At 40.0% G+C, this 17,587-nt stretch carries 17 protein-coding genes and 2 pseudogenes; 4 read left to right on the top strand and 15 right to left on the bottom strand.

Annotated features, from left to right (window positions below):
• The 4 genes and pseudogenes from BMZ06_RS20855 to BMZ06_RS17855 form a co-directional block, all read left to right on the top strand.
• Window positions 1-217: pseudogene (locus BMZ06_RS20855) on the top strand (hypothetical protein); the annotation flags it as partial.
• 257 nt (window positions 218-474) lie between these two features.
• A complete protein-coding gene (locus tag BMZ06_RS17865) occupies window positions 475-1,122 on the top strand; it encodes a GNAT family N-acetyltransferase (RefSeq protein ID WP_089754179.1) in 648 nt (215 codons plus the stop codon).
• 5 nt (window positions 1,123-1,127) lie between these two features.
• On the top strand, window positions 1,128-1,775 hold the full coding sequence (locus BMZ06_RS17860; protein ID WP_089754177.1) for an acetoin utilization AcuB family protein: 648 nt from the start codon (window positions 1,128-1,130) through the stop codon (window positions 1,773-1,775).
• Entirely contained in the window at window positions 1,772-2,944 is a 1,173-nt protein-coding gene (locus tag BMZ06_RS17855; RefSeq protein WP_089754175.1) for an acetoin utilization protein AcuC, read from the top strand. The genes BMZ06_RS17860 and BMZ06_RS17855 overlap by 4 nt, the downstream gene beginning before the upstream one ends.
• A gap of 41 nt (window positions 2,945-2,985) precedes the next feature.
• Here the strand turns inward: BMZ06_RS17855 and motS are convergent, their stop codons facing one another.
• The 15 genes and pseudogenes from motS to BMZ06_RS20850 all read right to left on the bottom strand — a co-directional run.
• The gene (motS, locus tag BMZ06_RS17850) at window positions 2,986-3,777 is read right to left on the bottom strand and encodes a flagellar motor protein MotS (RefSeq protein WP_089754173.1); all 792 of its coding nucleotides are present in this window, start codon (window positions 3,775-3,777) and stop codon (window positions 2,986-2,988) included.
• A complete protein-coding gene (gene motP / locus BMZ06_RS17845; protein WP_089754171.1) occupies window positions 3,767-4,591 on the bottom strand; it encodes a flagellar motor protein MotP in 825 nt (274 codons plus the stop codon). The genes motS and motP overlap by 11 nt, the downstream gene beginning before the upstream one ends.
• 51 nt (window positions 4,592-4,642) lie before the next feature.
• Complete coding sequence (gene ccpA / locus BMZ06_RS17840) at window positions 4,643-5,644, bottom strand: catabolite control protein A (protein ID WP_089754169.1); 1,002 nt, start codon at window positions 5,642-5,644, stop codon at window positions 4,643-4,645.
• Window positions 5,645-5,963: 319 nt separating this feature from the next.
• The gene (locus BMZ06_RS17835; RefSeq protein WP_089754167.1) at window positions 5,964-7,022 is read right to left on the bottom strand and encodes a bifunctional 3-deoxy-7-phosphoheptulonate synthase/chorismate mutase; all 1,059 of its coding nucleotides are present in this window, start codon (window positions 7,020-7,022) and stop codon (window positions 5,964-5,966) included.
• A 261-nt stretch (window positions 7,023-7,283) separates the two neighbouring features.
• Window positions 7,284-7,613 (bottom strand): bacillithiol system redox-active protein YtxJ, encoded by a 330-nt coding sequence (gene ytxJ, locus BMZ06_RS17830; RefSeq protein ID WP_089754165.1) that lies wholly within the window; start codon window positions 7,611-7,613, stop codon window positions 7,284-7,286.
• Window positions 7,614-7,675: 62 nt separating this feature from the next.
• On the bottom strand, window positions 7,676-8,107 hold the full coding sequence (locus BMZ06_RS17825; RefSeq protein WP_089754163.1) for a YtxH domain-containing protein: 432 nt from the start codon (window positions 8,105-8,107) through the stop codon (window positions 7,676-7,678).
• Window positions 8,108-8,121: 14 nt separating this feature from the next.
• The gene (locus BMZ06_RS17820; protein WP_089754161.1) at window positions 8,122-8,538 is read right to left on the bottom strand and encodes a DUF948 domain-containing protein; all 417 of its coding nucleotides are present in this window, start codon (window positions 8,536-8,538) and stop codon (window positions 8,122-8,124) included.
• Window positions 8,539-8,749: 211 nt separating this feature from the next.
• Window positions 8,750-10,042, bottom strand: coding sequence for a UDP-N-acetylmuramate--L-alanine ligase (murC, locus tag BMZ06_RS17815; RefSeq protein ID WP_089754159.1), 1,293 nt, complete (start codon window positions 10,040-10,042; stop codon window positions 8,750-8,752).
• Window positions 10,043-10,251: 209 nt separating this feature from the next.
• Window positions 10,252-11,373 carry a nicotinate phosphoribosyltransferase gene (locus BMZ06_RS17810; RefSeq protein WP_089754158.1) on the bottom strand — a complete coding sequence of 374 codons (1,122 nt, stop codon included), beginning with the start codon at window positions 11,371-11,373 and terminating at the stop codon, window positions 10,252-10,254.
• A 117-nt stretch (window positions 11,374-11,490) separates the two neighbouring features.
• Window positions 11,491-14,061, bottom strand: coding sequence for a DNA translocase FtsK (locus BMZ06_RS17805; RefSeq protein ID WP_089754156.1), 2,571 nt, complete (start codon window positions 14,059-14,061; stop codon window positions 11,491-11,493).
• Between the two features lie 152 nt (window positions 14,062-14,213).
• Complete coding sequence (gene ytpR, locus BMZ06_RS17800; protein ID WP_089754154.1) at window positions 14,214-14,819, bottom strand: YtpR family tRNA-binding protein; 606 nt, start codon at window positions 14,817-14,819, stop codon at window positions 14,214-14,216.
• Window positions 14,820-14,822: 3 nt separating this feature from the next.
• Window positions 14,823-15,641 carry a DUF1444 domain-containing protein gene (locus tag BMZ06_RS17795; protein WP_089754152.1) on the bottom strand — a complete coding sequence of 273 codons (819 nt, stop codon included), beginning with the start codon at window positions 15,639-15,641 and terminating at the stop codon, window positions 14,823-14,825.
• Window positions 15,642-15,786: 145 nt separating this feature from the next.
• Window positions 15,787-16,101, bottom strand: a complete 315-nt coding sequence (locus BMZ06_RS17790) for a thioredoxin family protein (protein WP_089754150.1) — start codon at window positions 16,099-16,101, stop codon at window positions 15,787-15,789.
• Window positions 16,102-16,135: 34 nt separating this feature from the next.
• Window positions 16,136-17,164, bottom strand: coding sequence for a PTS sugar transporter subunit IIC (locus BMZ06_RS17785; RefSeq protein ID WP_089754148.1), 1,029 nt, complete (start codon window positions 17,162-17,164; stop codon window positions 16,136-16,138).
• A 215-nt stretch (window positions 17,165-17,379) separates the two neighbouring features.
• Window positions 17,380-17,587 (bottom strand): annotated as a pseudogene (locus BMZ06_RS20850) (IS110 family transposase); the annotation flags it as partial.

The following is a 17,587-nucleotide window of genomic DNA, read 5'->3' as shown; positions in this document are numbered from 1 at the left end:
CGACAGCTCTGGTTCAGAGGAAGATGGTTCTACCGACAGTCAGGCTTCAGGTACTGAAGATAACTCAACTGATAGTGAACCGTCTAGTTCAGACGGCGAGAATAGTACAAGCACTAATTCCGCGGAAAGCTCTGATACTTCTGCAAACCAAAGTTCAGATGAAGAATCGGAGAGCTCCGAGACTGAAGATAGTGAAGAAAATACCACTAGTCCATAGGTATGGAGAAGACTTAAAAAGAATATTTTCGAAACATGATCTTACACCACCGGTCTTTAAAGACCGGTGGTTTTAATTTGGAGAAGAAACCTTATGGTAACCCCCTTTGCAAGCAATCCATCTCCCATATTTGTTGCCTTGACACCTTCTATTTACTATTCAATGAATTTCTTTTTTAACAATTTAAAATTTACAGATATCATGTATAATAAAAAATAGCCATATTTTTCTACTATTCTCCGTCAGGTGGTGACTGAATGAAGCATGAAAAAACTTATTATAATGAAACGTTTGATTCTGAGTACGGACCTGTTGTAATTGAAGGTCCTCTATCTTCTCAGGAGTTAAGTCAATTCACATTTGATAAGGGGTTAATTGCCTTTCGCCCCTATGAAAAACAATTTGAAGCTATTAAAAGCATAGCTGACTTTGAAGAAGGAAGAATTATCATTGCACGCCATAACGAAAATATAGTTGGATATGTAACTTTTCTCCATCCCGATCCATTAGAACGCTGGTCAGAAGGACAGATGGAGGATTTAATCGAACTTGGAGCCATTGAGGTTATCCCTCAATTCCGAGGCTATCGGATAGGGTCCCGTCTCTTAAAAATCTCGATGATGGACGAATTCATGGAGAATTACATTACCATCTCTACTGAATATTATTGGCATTGGGATCTGAAAGGTACAGGTTTGAATATTTGGGATTATCGCCGTGTTATGGAAAAAATGATGGCTTCGGGTGGGCTCACTCCTTCCCCAACTGATGACCCAGAGATTATTTCCCACCCTGCCAACTGTTTAATGGTGCGCATTGGGAAAAATGTTCCTGAAGAATCAGTGGAACAATTTGATATTCTCCGTTTTCTTACTCGACATCAATATCGTCAATCAAGGAGGTAACCGTTATGCTAGTGGAAGAAATTATGAAAACCGAGGTCATTACACTCTCTCCTGAGGAAACTATTGAAACCGCTCTCAAATTACTGCACGAAAACCATATCCGGCATTTACCTATAGTGGATGAGAATAATGTAGTCATCGGCATCGTATCTGATCGGGATGTCAGAGATGCTAGCCCATCCATATTCGAGGAAGACGCAACCCCTGATGAACTTCAAAATCCTATTCGAACAATTATGACTTTCCCAGTAACTACAGTCCACCCATTAGATTTCGTAGAAGAGGTAGCTTCTATTTTTTATGAACAGGAAATTGCTTGTGTACCTGTAACAAGAGACGATTTATTAGTAGGGATTATCACGGAAAAAGATATGCTCTATACGCTTATCCAATTAACAGGCACCCATGTACAAAGCTCTCAGATTGAAGTTAAAGTGATCAATAAACCTGGAATACTGCCTCAGGTTATGCAAGTATTTGGCCAAAGAAAGGTAAATATCAGTTCTGTCTTAATTTACCCTTACAAACCCGACCCTAAATATAAAGTAATTGTGGTACGTATTCAGACAATGAACCCGTTACCTACTATTGAAGACCTTAAGACAGAAGGTTATGAAGTCTTATGGCCAAAGAGCCCAGGGTTGACTCTATGAGCTGCCACTCTGGTTTTGTATTCACCGATGATTTTACGAGTTACCGATTTAGGGACGATCACCCCTTCAACCAAATGAGAGTTGTACTTACAAAAGAATTATTGGAAGCTTCTTCAGCTTTAAGACAGGATCACTTTATTACACCCAGACACGCTACAGAAGAAGAACTTTCCCTTGCTCACAGTCGAACTTATATTCAAGCTGTAAAACAGGCCGGAGAAGGCTTGTTATCGGAAGAAGACGGTATGGAATTCGGAATTGGAACTGAAGACACACCTATGTTTAAAGGGATGCACGAAGCATCTTCTTTATTGGTTGGAAGTACGTTATCCGCTATAGAAGCCGTTATGGAAAACCAGGTTAAGCACGCTTTGAATTTAGGTGGCGGTCTTCACCACGGATTTGAAAGAAAGGCATCTGGTTTTTGTATTTATAATGACGGGGCGGTTGGAATAAAATATCTGCGCAAAAAATACAATTGTAAAGTTCTATACGTTGATACGGACGCCCATCACGGCGACGGTGTACAATGGGCCTTTTATGATGACCCCAATGTATGTACTTTCTCTATACATGAAACGGGACGCTATTTATTTCCCGGAACCGGAAACGTTAATGAAAGAGGACTTAAAGAAGGATATGGCTATTCTTTCAATTTACCTATAGACGCATTCACAGAAGATGAATCTTTCCTTCAAGTCTACGAAACCGCTCTGAAAGAAATTGTGCATTACTTTAAACCTGATGTGATAGTTACACAAAACGGAGCGGACGCGCATTTCTTGGACCCGCTTACTCACTTATGCTCAACTATGAAAATCTATGAAAGAATTCCTGCCCTGGCACATGAATTAGCTCATCAGTATTGTGGTGGAAAATGGATCGCTTTAGGAGGAGGCGGGTATGATATCTGGCGCGTAGTTCCCAGAGCATGGGCGCAGATTTGGAAGGTTATGTCAGATGGCACCCCTTTCCAAGGTCCTCTCCCAAAAGACTGGCTTAAAAAATGGGAAAAAGAGTCTCCAGTGCCTTTGCCGGAAAACTGGCATGACCCGGAAGACGCCTATAACCCTATTCCTCGAAAAAAAGAAATCACTGAAAAAAACGAAAAACTTCTGGAGAAATCCTTGCAGTTGATTACCAACCAAAAAAAATATAATTCACTATGACAAAAAAGCCACTACTTAGCAGTAGTGGCTTTTACAAATTATTAACTTTCATAATCAGGATCTAAAATAACAATTTCAACTCTTCGGTTCTTACGCCAATTTTCTTTTGAATCATTTGGAGCTACAGGCCGCGTATCACCATAAGCCACAGCTGTAAATCGCTCAGAGTCCAAATCATCAGTGTTTTTTAACAAATAACGAATTACACTGCTCGAACGTGCTCCTGACAATTCCCAGTTAGAAGGATACCGATATGTAGATATCTGACGATTATCCGTATGGCCTTCCACCTTCACGAAATTAGGAATGTTCTTAAGGAGTGTACCCACTTTTTTTAAAAAGGGCTTAGCCCCGTCTAAAATTTGAGCCTCACTTGTTTCGAAAATAAGCTGCTCTTCCAAAACGAGTACAATTCCTCGTTTAGTTTGGCTGGCCGAAATAATATCATTGAGTTCGTTTTCTTCTAAATATTGGTCCACTTCTTTTTTTAGTTCTTCTAAATCTTTATTTTTTTCTTCCTTTTCCGCTTCATCTTTTTCAGCTACCTGATCCGGAGTTTCCGTAGGTTCTTGAAATTCATTATTTTTTTCCCCATTATCCTGAACCTTGGTTTGCTCCGTAGGAAACTGACTTTCGACAGGAGAAGGGTAGAAATCAAAGATCATGCGATTACGAAAAGATTCTGATAGTGCGTCAAACTTAACTAAATTAATCTGAGACATTGAAAACAACAAAATAAAAAAAACGAGAATTAAGGTAATCATATCTGCATAAGTGGTCATCCATTTTGGAGCCCCTTTATTATCAGGTTTCTTTGTTCTCCTAAGCTTCATTGGCCGTTTCTCCTAAAGATTCATCCTTTTCGTCTTGTTCAACGATGGCTTTATCCTCTTCAGATAGAAATGCACTGAGTTTTTCTTCAAGAATCTTAGGATTCTGACCTGATTGCACACCTATGACCCCTTCAATAATGACTTGTTTCATGAATATTTCCTGTTCTGTTTTATTCTCAAGTTTACCTGCCATCGGGATGAAGACGAGGTTGGCTAAAAGCGTTCCGTAGAAAGTAGTTAATAGTGCTACCGCCATTTTGGGTCCAAGCGTTTCGGGCGTAGATAGACTTTGGAGCATCAGCACAAGACCTATTAACGTCCCAATCATACCCCAAGCTGGCGCATACTCCCCAGCTTTTTCTATGATCGCTCTTCCGCGCTGATGACGCTCTTCTACTGCAATAATTTCAGCGTTCATAATATCATTAATTACTTCAGGTTCAATCCCATCCACAGCGAGTAAAATCCCTTTCTTGATAAAAGGATCTTCAACTTCTTCAAGCTGGGCTTCAAGAGCAAGCAAACCCTCACGCCGGGCTCGTTCTGATAATCCGACAAACAGATTGATCAACTGCCTTAGATTCATATCCGTCTGCTTAAAAGCTTCTTTGGTTACGCGAAAAGTTAATTTCACTTCACTTACATTGAAATTTACTAATAAAGCAGCGACTAGACCACCCAGCACAATAACGATGGAGGAGGCCTGTATAAATGAAGTCATGCCTCCAAACCCGGCGTTAGATGCAATGCCGAAAATAACCATGATGAACCCAATCGTAATGCCAATGGGTGTCAACAAGTCTTTTTTAGTCATAATGCTCTCTCCTCAGTTTCGTACAAATACAGTCTATCTACTATATCGGTACTATTTCTGCTGAGTTGAGTTTCTTTCAATAATTCGGTGAGGTAAAATCACATTCTGCTCTTCTACTTCTTCTTTATTCATGAACTTAGTAAGAAGGCGCATAGCTACGGCTCCTATATCGTACATCGGCTGCACTACAGTTGATAGTGTTGGACGTACCATTGTTGCGAGGCGTGTGTTATCGAATCCAAATACTTCTAGATCCTCAGGAACTCTTATACCTCGGTCCTGTGCCCCATGGATGACCCCAAGAGCCATTTCGTCTGAAGAGACAAAAACAGCCGTTGGTTTCTTATCGAATTCAAGAAGCTGTTCTAAAGCCTCAATACCTGAATCGTATGAATAGTCACCAGGTACAATATAATCTTCAGGTGATTCGTAACCATTAGCCTTCATAGCATTTTTATAACCTTCTAGTTTCTGCACATTAATAATAGTATCTTCAGGTCCCGACACGAAAGCTACTCCCTCGTTCCCGTGGGATAGTAATAACTCTGTGGCTTCATAAGCAGCTTGCTGATAATTGATATTTACAGCGGGAGTCTCCCCTGACTCATCTACAGTCGCTGCCAAAGCAATAGGTACAGAAGAGGTTTTAAATTCTTGGATATGGTCTTCTGTGATTTTTCCACCCATAAACACTAATCCATCTACCTGCTTACCTAGCATAGCATTAATCAAGTGCAGCTCTTTTTCCTTATTCTGATCAGAATTACTTAAGATAATGTTGTAATTATACATCGTGGCAATATCTTCGATGCCGCGGGCAAGCTCAGCAAAAAATATACTTGATATGTCGGGAATGATCACCCCGACCGTCGTAGTTTTCTTACTGGCTAAACCTCTTGCCACTGCATTTGGACGATACCCTAACCGCTCAATGGCATCGTGTACTTTTTTTCTTGTGGCAGGCTTTACGTTCGGGTTTCCATTCACTACTCGTGAAACGGTAGCCATCGATACGTTGGCCTCTCTTGCTACATCATATATTGTTACATTCATCATACATCCTCCTTAGTTAGTCCCTTGCTGCAAATTTATAATAAAATAATCATACGATAGATAGCGTCCTCGCGCAATGTCTGCCTCTTTCTTCTTATATAAGATTGCCCATTTTATTATAACGGATTCCCTATTCAGAACAAAACAGATTCTTCCACAGTTATATTAATCCTTTCTAAGCCCCTTTACACACATATATAGATATAGGTCTGAATATCAATTAAAAGACGATGAGTCAGCTTCTCTGTCCTTCTGTGACTAAGTGAGCATATCAAAAAAACAAGCTAGACTGAGTAACAGTCTAGCTTGTCCTAAATTGTTATTTTGTTAACTCTCTCATAAATGATTGGAACGTTGGAATATCCATTTGCTGGGCAGAATCAGAAAGGGCAACCGCTGGATCAGGGTGTACTTCAGCCATTACTCCGTCAGCTCCAATTGCCATAGCCGCTTTAGCTGCTGGAAGCAAGAGATCACGTCGGCCAGTAGAGTGAGTTACATCTACCATCACCGGCAAGTGAGTTTCCTGTTTCAAAATTGGTACAGATGAGATATCCAATGTGTTTCTTGTTGCTTTTTCATAGGTGCGGATACCACGCTCGCACAAGATGATATTTTTATTCCCGCGGGAGATAATGTACTCAGCCGCATTAATGAATTCAGATATAGTGGCCGACATTCCGCGTTTTAATAAGACAGGTTTATTTACTGAACCAGCTGCTTTGAGGAGTTCAAAGTTCTGCATATTGCGGGCTCCGATTTGAATAACATCCAGGTAATCCAGTGCTTCTTCAAGATCCGCCGGATTTACGATTTCACTTACTACAGCTAAACCATTTTCTTCGCCTGCCTGCTTCAGCATTTTCAAACCTTCGATCCCCAGCCCCTGAAAATCATAAGGGGATGTTCTCGGTTTAAATGCACCTCCGCGTAGCAGCTTTAATCCTTCACCTTTAACGGCTTCCGCTACGGTGGAAACCTGTTCGTAACTTTCTACCGCACAAGGCCCCATAATGAAGTGCGTATTTCCATCGCCGATTTTTTCTCCGTTGATTTCTACGATTGTATCTTCAGGCTTTTTCTTTCTGGAAACAAGAAGAGCTTTTCTATGGTCATCCTCTTGTAATTCTAGTCCGGCTTTGAAAATCTCTTTAAATAAATGAACAACTGTGGAGTCCTCGAAAGGCCCATCGTTATGACTTGATATATGGTCAAGCATGGTTCTTTCACGTACCGGATCAAACCGATTCGTTCCTTGCTGCTCTTTAATCTGACCAATTTCCTTTACTAAATCACCGCGTTTATTGATTAAATTCAGAAGCTCTAAATTTACCTCGTCTAATTGGCTGCGTAATTGGTCAAGTTGTTGGTTACTCATGTGTGTGTCCCCCTAGAAATAATTAGTAGTAAAATTATGATAACTCATCCTATTGATAATTAGGGACAATTATAGCTAATATTTCATTTATTGTCACCCTTAGAGAAGGAATTCTTTTGTGAGAAATAAAAGAAAAAATCAATCTAATATCTTGTGATGAAATTTCAAGTACATAATTACTGGATGTATATTGACTTTAAAAGCTTGTATTTCAAGGCATTTACTAATAAGGAAACGCGCAGGATCTCCCTGCGCGTTTCCTTATTCTTCTACTGCTGCATGTTTTAGACGCTCTTTGGTTAGTTTACCATGACTGTCATGCCACGCCACCTGCTGGTCTTTAAACAAAATGGCTTGTGGAGACTGATGACGCACTTCAAAGTCACTTGCAACCTGGTTAGAAAGTTCCCTGGCATCCTGCACAAAAAGTTCATAACAGGGAATTTTCGAATGCTGACTATACTGCTCATATTCACTCTCAGCTGTTGCTGAAATTGGACAAGTTAAACTGTGCTTTAAAAGAAAGAATATGGGTTCATTATTTAGTACCTTTGCAAATTCTTCTTTTGTCTTTAGCAATTGTATACTCATTAGTTATCCCCCTATCAGATAAAAATGGCGGAGACACAAAGGCCTCCACCATTTCAATTGTATTATACATTTGAAGACGTTGTAGAATCTTGCTGCTTTTCAAGCTCTTGAGCTGCTTCTTCAATAGCCTCAGCGACTTCTTGAGCTGCTTTTTCTGCTTCATCGTCTTCATTACTGCGAATATTTTTCACTTTATCCTTCATTTTTCCACTTAAATCCTGTGATTTCTCAGAAACATTTTTAGAAAATTGAGAAGATGTTTCTACAGCACGATCCTTCCATGCTCCGCCTTTTTCATAAGCAACATCTTTCCATTCACCGGCTCGCTCTCTTATGCCTGTAGAGCTTTCGTTAATGTTATCACGCAATTCACGTCCTGATTTTGGAGCAAATAGCAAAGCGACTACTGCGCCTACAATACCTCCGATTAGTGAACCTAGTACAAAATCTCTTCCTGCCCCATTATCGTTATGATTTTGCTGATTGTAACTCATTAAAAATCTCCTCCTTAGTATTTTTCTTCTTTTTTAGCTTTTTTCCATAAATTGATCGCCACTTGTCCCCATTTCATAGCTTGAGCAGCACTCTCTGTATGATCCTGGGCGGACTTGGTCAATCCCATTGATATGGATCTTATGGATTGATTAAACTCTTGAACAGTATCTCCGATGCCTTTAACTCCGTCAACTAATGTGTTTAGTTTTTCAGATTTTTCCCCGACATCTTCAGCTAATTTATTCGTCTTGTTCAAGAGGGCTGTCGTCTCAAGGGTAATTCCCTCCATTTGCTTCTCTACACCTTCAAGTGTATCAGCAACATTGTTCATGGTTCGACGTACAGCTGTTAGTGTTCTTGCCAGAAAAATGACTAGAACAGCAAAAGCCACTGCTGCTATTAATGCAGCAATGTAGAGAATGATTATCATGCCCCCTGCAACTCCTTCGACTATGTAATTGTCACGTTCTTAATTATTCCCCAAGTTCAAAGAAATTAAAACGTGATATCCACATTAAATAGTTATATTCGATAAATAAGTGGAAGTTCCCTCTTTAAAAGTATATTTTATTAAGAATTTCTGGAAAATGAGTAAAAAGAAACGTGCAGTTTCATTTTAGAGAAGCCGCACGTCTTTTTTACTACTTAATATTTTCATAGGCATTTTGAAACTTCTGAATATCACCAGCGCCCATAAATAATAAGACCCCATCCTTAAAGTTCTGCAACTGGGCAGTGTCCTCAAGCGTTAATACATGGGAATCAGGAATTAACTCCTGTAAATTTTCTATCGTCAACTTTCCTTGATCCTCTCTTGCTGAACCAAAAATATCACACAGATATATATAATCTGCAAGTTTTAGACTTTCAGCAAATTCATGCAGGAAAGTTTTGGTTCTAGTAAAGGTATGGGGCTGAAAGATAGCTACTACAGGACGTTCACCATATTTCTTTCTTGCAGTATCAATCGTAGCTGTAATCTCAATTGGGTGATGGGCATAGTCGTCCACCAATATTTGATTGCCCCATTCTTTTTCAGTAAAGCGCCGCTTGACTCCTTTGAAGGTGGACATCTTTTTTATTTCGTCTGCCGGCATTTCCTCATAGTGACAAATAGCAATTACACTCAACGCGTTTAATACGGTATGATTGCCGAATTGAGGAATAGTAAATGTGTCATAAAAGTTGTTCCTGACAAACACATCAAATGTGGTTCCTTCACTGCTCTCTCTGATGTTCTGAGCCTGGAAATCATTCGTATCTGCAAAACCATAGTAGAGAACCGGGACATTTGCCTGAATATGCTGAAGGTGATCATCATCTCCACAGGCGATAATGCCTTTGTTCACTTGCTTTGCCATCTGTTGAAAGGCTTCAAAAACATCATCAACGCTTTTAAAATAGTCCGGATGATCAAAATCAATGTTCGTCATTATCGCATAATCTGGGTGGTAAGATAGAAAATGCCTGCGGTACTCACACGCTTCAAATGCAAAGTACTGGCTGTTTTCATGACCTCTGCCTGTACCGTCTCCAATTAAATAAGACGTAGGGTAGTTTTCGGATAAAACATGCGCGAGCAGACCAGTCGTTGATGTTTTTCCATGAGCACCTGTTACGGCAATACTAGTATACTGCTGAAGCCACTCACCTAAAAATTCATGATACCAGTAAAAAGGTAACCCGAGTTTCTTAGCTTCTCTTATTTCTTCATGCTCTTCGTTAAAAGCATTTCCCGCAATAATTGTAAGTCCGGCATGTATGTTCTTACTTGAGAAAGGCAGTATTTCAATATTTTTTTCTTCCAGAACCTCTTGAGTAAAAAAGTGCTTTTCTACGTCTGATCCTTGAATTTTTTCTCCAGAATCATGCAGAATTTGGGCAAGCGAACTCATTCCTGTCCCTTTGATACCAACAAAATGGTAAGTTGTCATAAACAAGAACCTCCAAAATAATGTGGATCACTTTAAGTATAGTGTATGTAACAGCCACTAAAGTGCGATTTATTCATTCGTTATATTAGACCCTGACCTGCAAGTCTCTAATAACCTTACTTATCTTATCATGGAAACAAGATTAGAAAAAGAGGATCTTCTTCCCTGGTTATCCCATGTGTAAAAAAAAGACACATATTTATGTGCCTTTATTCACCTTCATCCTCTTTATGAAACTGAACGTATTCAAGTCTTGGATTTACTTTATATCTGCGTCCTTCTTTGGCTTCAGGTTCTCCATTGATAAGGACATTATCCCCCGTGAATCCAATACCGATCTTCAGAAGACTTCCTCCAACTCCATACATATCTACGGGAACTTTTTTCTCTTCAAAAGCTCGTATTCTTTCTTTGGTAAAACCACCGCTCACGACTATTTTGACATGACGGTATCCTTCTTTATCCAGTGACCTCCGCAATGCGAAAATGAGTTCAGGATTTACCCCTCTAGGGTCAAATGTACCCATTAAATGCTGGTTTCTAAGGAAATACTTATCTACCAGGTTCTGGGAAGTGTCTACCCGTACACCTTTCAATTCATCACCAAACTCTCGAGCAACTTTTAAAGAGTCGGTAATCACATCATTATTATAATCAACAAGCGCCATAAGCTGATCATTTGGGAATTGTTTCTGATAGGCTTTAGTAGCAGCGACTACATCCCCTTTGAACATCTGAATTAAGGCATGGGGCATCGTTCCCATTCCTTCTTTCCCCCACCATTCATTCATAGCATGAGTTGCCTGGGCAGTAGAACCACCTATAAAAGCTGCATATCCGTCCCCGGATTGTTGAGTAAAGTGATCGTCCCTATCACCCATGAAAATAATCGGTTTTTGACGGCCTGAAGAACGGGCTGCCTTTACCACGTTATAAACATTGGTAGCCACAGAGGTACGTCTGGCAAGGATTCCATCTATAATCCCTTCCAGAAACCCAAACAACTGATAAGGCCCTGTGATTGTTAATACCGTTTCATAGGGACTAATTTTGTCTCCATCTTTTAATGAATGGATCTCCAGTTCCTCAGGGTTTTCAGCAAACGTATGAATAAGAGCAATCGCTTCATCCGTACCGCATAGAACAGCAGTATCCTTTTGAAAGAACTGCATGGTTACTTTGTGTTCAGGAAGCTGGTCGGCTACAATATCTCTTGTTTTTAAGAAGTAAACAGCAGAAAACCATCCCTCTGAAACTCGCTTATCAAATTTAAATGTTTTATTCGTTAAACGACTGATTTCTCCATTTAACTTACGTGCTATTTCCTTCATAAATATACTCCTTAAACATTGGGGTCAGTAAAAACTGTATCGTTATATTCAAGTATTATCATATAAAACTAAAAACTTTTCCACAAGTATTTCGTTGATGAACTACAAATCTACAGATTAACTAAGCATTTCTTCCACTTGCTGGTGAGTTAAAAGCACATCTCTCGGTTTACTTCCTTTTTGCTCAGAAATAATTCCGTACTCTTCCATCTGGTCAATTAAACGAGCAGCACGGTTGTACCCTACCTTAAAGCGGCGCTGAATTAGTGAAGCACTCGCTCCGTTCTGTTCCATTACAAATTGAACCGCTTCACTAAAGAGAGCATCTGTTTCTTCTTCGTTTGAAATTTGTTTGATTAACTCTTCTTGATGAAACAAATATTGAGGAGGAGCTATTTTTTTCACGTAATTGGTGATACGTTCGATTTCCTCATCCGATAAGAAAGCTCCCTGAATTCTTAGTGGTTGACCTGAACCATTTTCTACAAACAGCATATCACCTTTTCCTAACAGCTTTTCTGCCCCGCCTGAATCAATAATCGTTCGGGAGTCCACCTGCGAAGAAACACTGAAGGCAATTCGTGTCGGAATATTTGCTTTAATGAGTCCTGTAATTACATCTACTGAAGGCCGCTGTGTAGCTAATAACAGATGAATACCGCATGCTCTTGCTTTCTGAGCAATTCGGCAGATAGCATCTTCTACATCCTGAGGAGAGACCATCATCAAATCAGCAAGTTCATCGATAACAATGACTAAGTAGGGAAGCTTCTCCCCTCTGCGATTCTGCTTCATCATTTTGTCATTATACCGCTCTACATCCCGAACTCCCTCTTGAACAAATTTCTCATACCGTTCTTCCATCTCTTTTACTGCCCATTTCAAAGCAGAGGTCGCCGCTTTTACATCTGTGATAACAGGAGAAACCAAATGCGGCAGGTCATTATAAGGAGCCAGTTCTACCATCTTAGGATCAATCAGTAGAAATTTCACGTCCTCATGATGGGCTTTGTATAGGAGGCTAATGAGAATGGTGTTAATACATACACTTTTCCCGGAACCTGTCGCACCTGCAATTAATCCATGAGGCATCTTTTTTAAATTTGTAACAATTGGAGAGCCACCGATATCAAGTCCCAATCCTACAGACAATGGGGAAGGATCTTTATGAAAAGCCTCTGATTCAAATATCTGCTGCAGTCCTACCATTTGAGCTTTAGGGTTCGGGACCTCTATACCTACAGCCTGCTTTCCGGGAATAGGTGCTTCAATTCGAATGTCGCGAGCTGCCATGCTGAGTTTGATATCATCCGCTAAATTAGTTATTTTGCTAACCTTAACCCCTGGTTCAGGCTGTACTTCGAACCTGGTTACCGTTGGGCCTTTCATAGCGTTCACTACCTTCGCACGTACGTGAAAATGTCTAAGGGTGGTTTCAAGCAGTTCCATTTGCTGTGCCGTCCAATCCTCATCCTCACCTGTAGTTTTCTTCGTATCTTCCAGCAAATGTAAAGGTGTGTTGTATTCCTTACGAGGAGAATCCGGAGTATTCTCCTGATTATTTTCCTTTTCACCTTCTATAGTGGGAGCTTGGACACTAATACTCGCATTTGGATTCTCTCTTGGTTCCTTCCTACTCTGTTTTTTTTGATCTCGAGTTCGCTTATCTCTTGGTGTCATGATGACGTTGAATGGAAGACTTTTTTTCTTCTCTCCATCATTTAAATTTTCTTTCCGTTCAGACCTAAGTTTCCCCTCATGATTCACCGCTTTATCATGTGTAACTTCGGATTCTTCTTCAGGCTTTATTTCTGTCTGTTCTTCTATTTGGGGAGCTTCATTATTCTTGGCTGCTTCTTCATTGTCTATTAATTGAAGACCAGATGAATACTCATCTGTTGGAGCATCTTGAGAATTGAGTTCGGTTTCTGCTTCTAACTTTTCTAATTCAATAGTTGCAGCTGCTTCTTCAGGTTCGGATTCTTTTTTTTTGGAATCTATTGTATTCGCTTCTGAGGCAGACAGAGTTTGAAGGAAAGAAGACTGGCCACTTTCCCTGGATGCCGTATTTCTATCCTCGCCCTGAGAAACTTCGTCAGGCTTTTCAGCTGATGTATGAATTGTTTTTTCTGGCTTTTGCTGAATGCCTTTAGTCTCCGTGACTTTACTTCTAAGTCTTCTTCTCAGATCCTGCCAGGCTTCTTCATCATTTGTAAAAGAATCACCGGGAAACTTGGTTTCTACCGTGTTTTCAATTTTTTCAATGCCCGCAGTCAGTTGACGATTATGATAACCATAAATAGGAGAAGGAACATCGGTTGGTGTGAAAGGGACCGTGGAAGTTTCCGGAAGTTCTTTTTTCTCACTTTGATCCTGCTGCTTTTTCGGCTGTTTATCAGTGGATTCTACTTCTTTATGCTGATCTTGTTTCTCTGTCCGGTTTGAACTCTGGCTCCTTCTGGCTCTCTCCGGTCTTCTAGAAGAGTCTGCTTTATCATGAGAAGTTGAAGACTGGTCCGGAATGACAGGGAACCGAAACTCACCTTGTTTAGGATACCGATAGGTCATTTTTGTTTTTGCATTCATTTCCTGACGCTCCTGCCTTTTAGGTTGTTCTTTTATCTCTTTTTGGGTCTCTTCTTCATCATCAAACCATTGTTTAAATTTATTTTTTAAATCATTCCACATATTTTCTCACTCTCTTTTCCTATATGTAAATCTCTTGTGGTCCCTTTTATTTTAACAGTTTTTGCTTAATGTTTGGTTTACAATCGCTTTAAAAATTAAGAATTCGTAAAAAAAAACAAAGCAGCTGGGCTGCTTTGTCTTTTATACTGTCATTAAACTTCAAAAGGAGCCCCAACTTCATATTCGTCAGAGAGAACAAGAATCCCTTTTTCTTTTGGTGCATCTGGTAAACCTAGTTCTTTAGCCGAACAGATCATTCCACTAGACGGTACCCCGCGCAATTCAGCGTCGTTAATCTTCATACCGCCTGGCATCGTTGCTCCAACTTTAGCTACTACAACCTTCTGCCCCCGATCAACATTAGGTGCTCCACACACGATCTGCAATTGTTCATCAGATGTATCCACCTGGCAGACTTTAAGTTTATCCGCATTTTCATGAGGTTCTATACTTTCCACATACCCCACTACAAATTTAGGACTTAAATCAAAATCTAGTACGTCTTCCAGCTGATTCTGTGTAAACAAATCTTTGATAGGCTGAAGCATTTCTTCCGTGAGCGTCATTTTCCCCTGACCTGGCAGATTAAAATACTTGGATGCATTAAAGATATTATAACCGAGCAATGATCCATCGCTGCTATCCGTGATTTTAACCACGTCCCCATAAGCCTGCTGCTTAAATGTTTGGCGGTCCCCTTCTTTAATAGGAATAATCAATACATCCCCGATACCTTTTTCATTGTAAAATACATCCATAGCTTAATCGTCCTTTCGATCTTTTTTCGGTTGTTTCTGAGCAAGTATAAAAATAGGCTCTAATTGTTTATCCTCATATAGGAAGGACAATGAAGTAATAGGCACGGTGCCCTCAGCAAAAAACTTCATGGCCATTTGAGCCAGAATATCATAACCTTCTGAGTTCTGAATATCAGCGAAGATAATAACATCCTGATGAGGTACACTAATGGCTAACTCGCCCTTACACTCTGCCTTAAGCTCCTCCAGTAAGACCTCATTTAAGATGCGGCTTGCATCATACCCATCTTTAGTGGAATGAAAGTAAAAATCATTCCCGTACACCGTATCCTTTTTCATTTCAACTGGCAGTGAACGAGCGTTAAAACTTGCCACTTCCTTCAATCGTGCTAATGTCCAATCTTCCTTTTCCAGCATGCTTTCATCAATTAACTGAAAGGACTTTCCTAAGTCCAATGCATAGTAAATTCTAGTCTCAGCTGTATGTTCGGAATGAACAAGTTTTTTACCGTTTTCAGTTTCTGTTGGAAAAGAGGCGGCTCTGATGACAGGAAAGATTTGTTGTTCCTTCCCAGACAGATCATAAGTTTCATTCATAACTCTCAAAGCCTCTTGGACGTGATCCTCCAATTCATCAATTGCTTCTTCCCCGCGAGATTCATACTTCGCAATCACATTAGGTAAAGTAATTGTAATTCCTTCACCACTATCACGCCACTCAATGCGAAACGTATCTTTATCGCGATTATAAGTCGTCTTCCAGTCTTGATGATGAAGACGCTCTTCTAGTTTTTTCTTCATTTTCACACTTGTCATTTTCATCCTTTTTCCTCCTTAATTGATGGAAGAAATCAATTCCCTTATTTATTTTAGCATAATTCAGCTTTAGAATACCTCTTCCTATTATACACATCCTTACTTCCTTGAAAAAGTAAACAAGCTGTGCAAAGAAAGCACAGCTTGTTTACTATGAGGCATTTCGTATAAAATCTTCAATTTCTTCCTGAGACTTTCTCTGTTTCCCTACAAACCTGCCAGTCTCTTCTCCGTCTCTAAAAGCGATAAAACTAGGGATGCCGAACACATCATACTCAGAACATATGTGGATAAATTGATCTCGATCTACATATACAAAAGTCCATTCATTAAATTTATCTTCAATTTCAGGAAGTACTGGTTCAATGACTCGGCAGTCGGGACACCAATTGGCCGAAAATAATAATATCACATCTTCTTCTTCCAATAGTGTTCGAAGGTGCCCATCGGACTCAAGTTTAATCATATTATTCACCTCCATTATCTCATTAAGTATAATTCTAATCATACTCGATTGTCATATCTCCTGGCTTAATCCATCCTTTTTTTCTAAACCATAATGCAATAACGTAACTAATAGCCGCTGGAGCAAGGATATGCAACCCAAGTATAATACCAGCTATGTGCCAATTAAAGCCCATTGTTTGAAACGTCATGATTTGACCTACGAATCCGCTCGTTCCCATTCCTGCCCCAGCAGCATTATTTTCAAGTTCCAGCCAAACGGTGGCAAACGGAGCGAGTACAGCCCCTGCAATCGTAGGTGGAAGAAGGATAATTGGTTTCTTCACTATATTAGCAACTTGCAGCATAGACGTGCCAATTCCCTGAGCTATAAAACCTCCAAATCCATTATCTCTATAGCTAATTGTAGCAAAACCGATCATCTGGGCAGCACAACCTACCGTAGCTGCACCAGCTGCTACCCCATCTATTGAAAGCATTAATGCAATAGCTAAACTTGAGATAGGCGCAGTTAATGCTATTCCCATAAGTACTGCAACTAGAACACCCATGATAAAAGGCTGTTGGAGCGTTGCCCAATTAATAACCTCTCCAAAACCAGTCATAAATCCGCCTATAGGCGGTCCAATAACAGCTCCAACTACAAAGCCGACCGTAATGGTAGCAAATGGTGTCAGAATAATATCTATTTTTGTTTCTTTGCTTACCATCTTACCAAATTCGGTAGCTATCAGGGCAGCTATATAACTTCCTGCCGGGCCCCCTAACTCAGCTCCGTAGGCTCCACTGAATAAAGATGCAAAAATTACAAGCGGAGGTGCCTTCAACCCATAGGCAATAGCAGCCCCTATAGCTCCTCCCCAAATTTTACTGTCCATAGCGAACGTTCCCATTTCGATAAATGCGTCAGATATAATTCCCAGATTGAGCTGTTCGCCCGCTGTCTTTATAATCAGGCCGATAATTAATGATGAAAACAACCCAAGTGCCATATAGCTTAAGGCCGTAATTAAGTATGCATGCACAGATATATGAATTCCTTTTCTCTCTAGAAATGCTTTCATTCTGCTCCTCCTTTTAGACTTTCAGGATTAATGGTACATTTTTTATTTACATGTGTAAATACAGAAAGATACATAAACTGCAGGTATCCGAACACACTTATTTAAATAGCTACCCTGAAAATAATTACAGCTTTAAGACCGCACTAAATAAAGGGGATCTTATTACTTTTTTAAAAATCCCTGAATCACTTTGATATTTATTTCATTATTCTTCTCTAAGCCGACTGTGGCGATAAGTCGACTACAAAACCTAAACGTTGAAGACTCTTAATTGCCTTTTGTTTTTTTGCTTCTAATGCTTGTTGGTTATAATGGTTTGCCCCTTGTTCTTTGTACATTTCTCTTTTGGTTAATAGGTGGTACACGATCACAAGTAATGTCCGGGCGATGGCAACTCTCGCTTTCTTAGACCCTCGACGGAAT

Origin of the sequence: Halobacillus alkaliphilus, from assembly GCF_900113125.1 — a bacterium.
In the GTDB taxonomy this organism is placed as follows: Bacteria; Bacillota; Bacilli; order Bacillales; family Halobacillaceae; genus Halobacillus; species Halobacillus alkaliphilus.
Note: the sequence above shows the minus strand (reverse complement) of the source record. Positions and strands in the feature narration are given on the sequence as shown.

What these genes read in the sequence shown, in the direction of transcription:
- BMZ06_RS17825 (WP_089754163.1), bottom strand. Translation starts at nt 8,107, where the DNA reads ATGAGTTACAATCAGCAAAATCATAACGATAATGGGGCAGGAAGAGAT.
- ccpA (WP_089754169.1), bottom strand. Translation starts at nt 5,644, where the DNA reads ATGAATGTAACAATATATGATGTAGCAAGAGAGGCCAACGTATCGATG.
- BMZ06_RS17790 (WP_089754150.1), bottom strand. Translation starts at nt 16,101, where the DNA reads ATGATTAAACTTGAGTCCGATGGGCACCTTCGAACACTATTGGAAGAA.
- BMZ06_RS17860 (WP_089754177.1), top strand. Translation starts at nt 1,128, where the DNA reads ATGCTAGTGGAAGAAATTATGAAAACCGAGGTCATTACACTCTCTCCT.
- BMZ06_RS17865 (WP_089754179.1), top strand. Translation starts at nt 475, where the DNA reads ATGAAGCATGAAAAAACTTATTATAATGAAACGTTTGATTCTGAGTAC.
- BMZ06_RS17785 (WP_089754148.1), bottom strand. Translation starts at nt 17,164, where the DNA reads ATGAAAGCATTTCTAGAGAGAAAAGGAATTCATATATCTGTGCATGCA.
- BMZ06_RS17805 (WP_089754156.1), bottom strand. Translation starts at nt 14,061, where the DNA reads ATGTGGAATGATTTAAAAAATAAATTTAAACAATGGTTTGATGATGAA.
- BMZ06_RS17820 (WP_089754161.1), bottom strand. Translation starts at nt 8,538, where the DNA reads ATGATAATCATTCTCTACATTGCTGCATTAATAGCAGCAGTGGCTTTT.
- BMZ06_RS17835 (WP_089754167.1), bottom strand. Translation starts at nt 7,022, where the DNA reads ATGAGTAACCAACAACTTGACCAATTACGCAGCCAATTAGACGAGGTA.
- murC (WP_089754159.1), bottom strand. Translation starts at nt 10,042, where the DNA reads ATGACAACTTACCATTTTGTTGGTATCAAAGGGACAGGAATGAGTTCG.
- BMZ06_RS17855 (WP_089754175.1), top strand. Translation starts at nt 1,772, where the DNA reads ATGAGCTGCCACTCTGGTTTTGTATTCACCGATGATTTTACGAGTTAC.
- motP (WP_089754171.1), bottom strand. Translation starts at nt 4,591, where the DNA reads ATGACTAAAAAAGACTTGTTGACACCCATTGGCATTACGATTGGGTTC.
- ytxJ (WP_089754165.1), bottom strand. Translation starts at nt 7,613, where the DNA reads ATGAGTATACAATTGCTAAAGACAAAAGAAGAATTTGCAAAGGTACTA.
- BMZ06_RS17795 (WP_089754152.1), bottom strand. Translation starts at nt 15,641, where the DNA reads ATGAAAATGACAAGTGTGAAAATGAAGAAAAAACTAGAAGAGCGTCTT.
- motS (WP_089754173.1), bottom strand. Translation starts at nt 3,777, where the DNA reads ATGAAGCTTAGGAGAACAAAGAAACCTGATAATAAAGGGGCTCCAAAA.
- BMZ06_RS17810 (WP_089754158.1), bottom strand. Translation starts at nt 11,373, where the DNA reads ATGAAGGAAATAGCACGTAAGTTAAATGGAGAAATCAGTCGTTTAACG.
- ytpR (WP_089754154.1), bottom strand. Translation starts at nt 14,819, where the DNA reads ATGGATGTATTTTACAATGAAAAAGGTATCGGGGATGTATTGATTATT.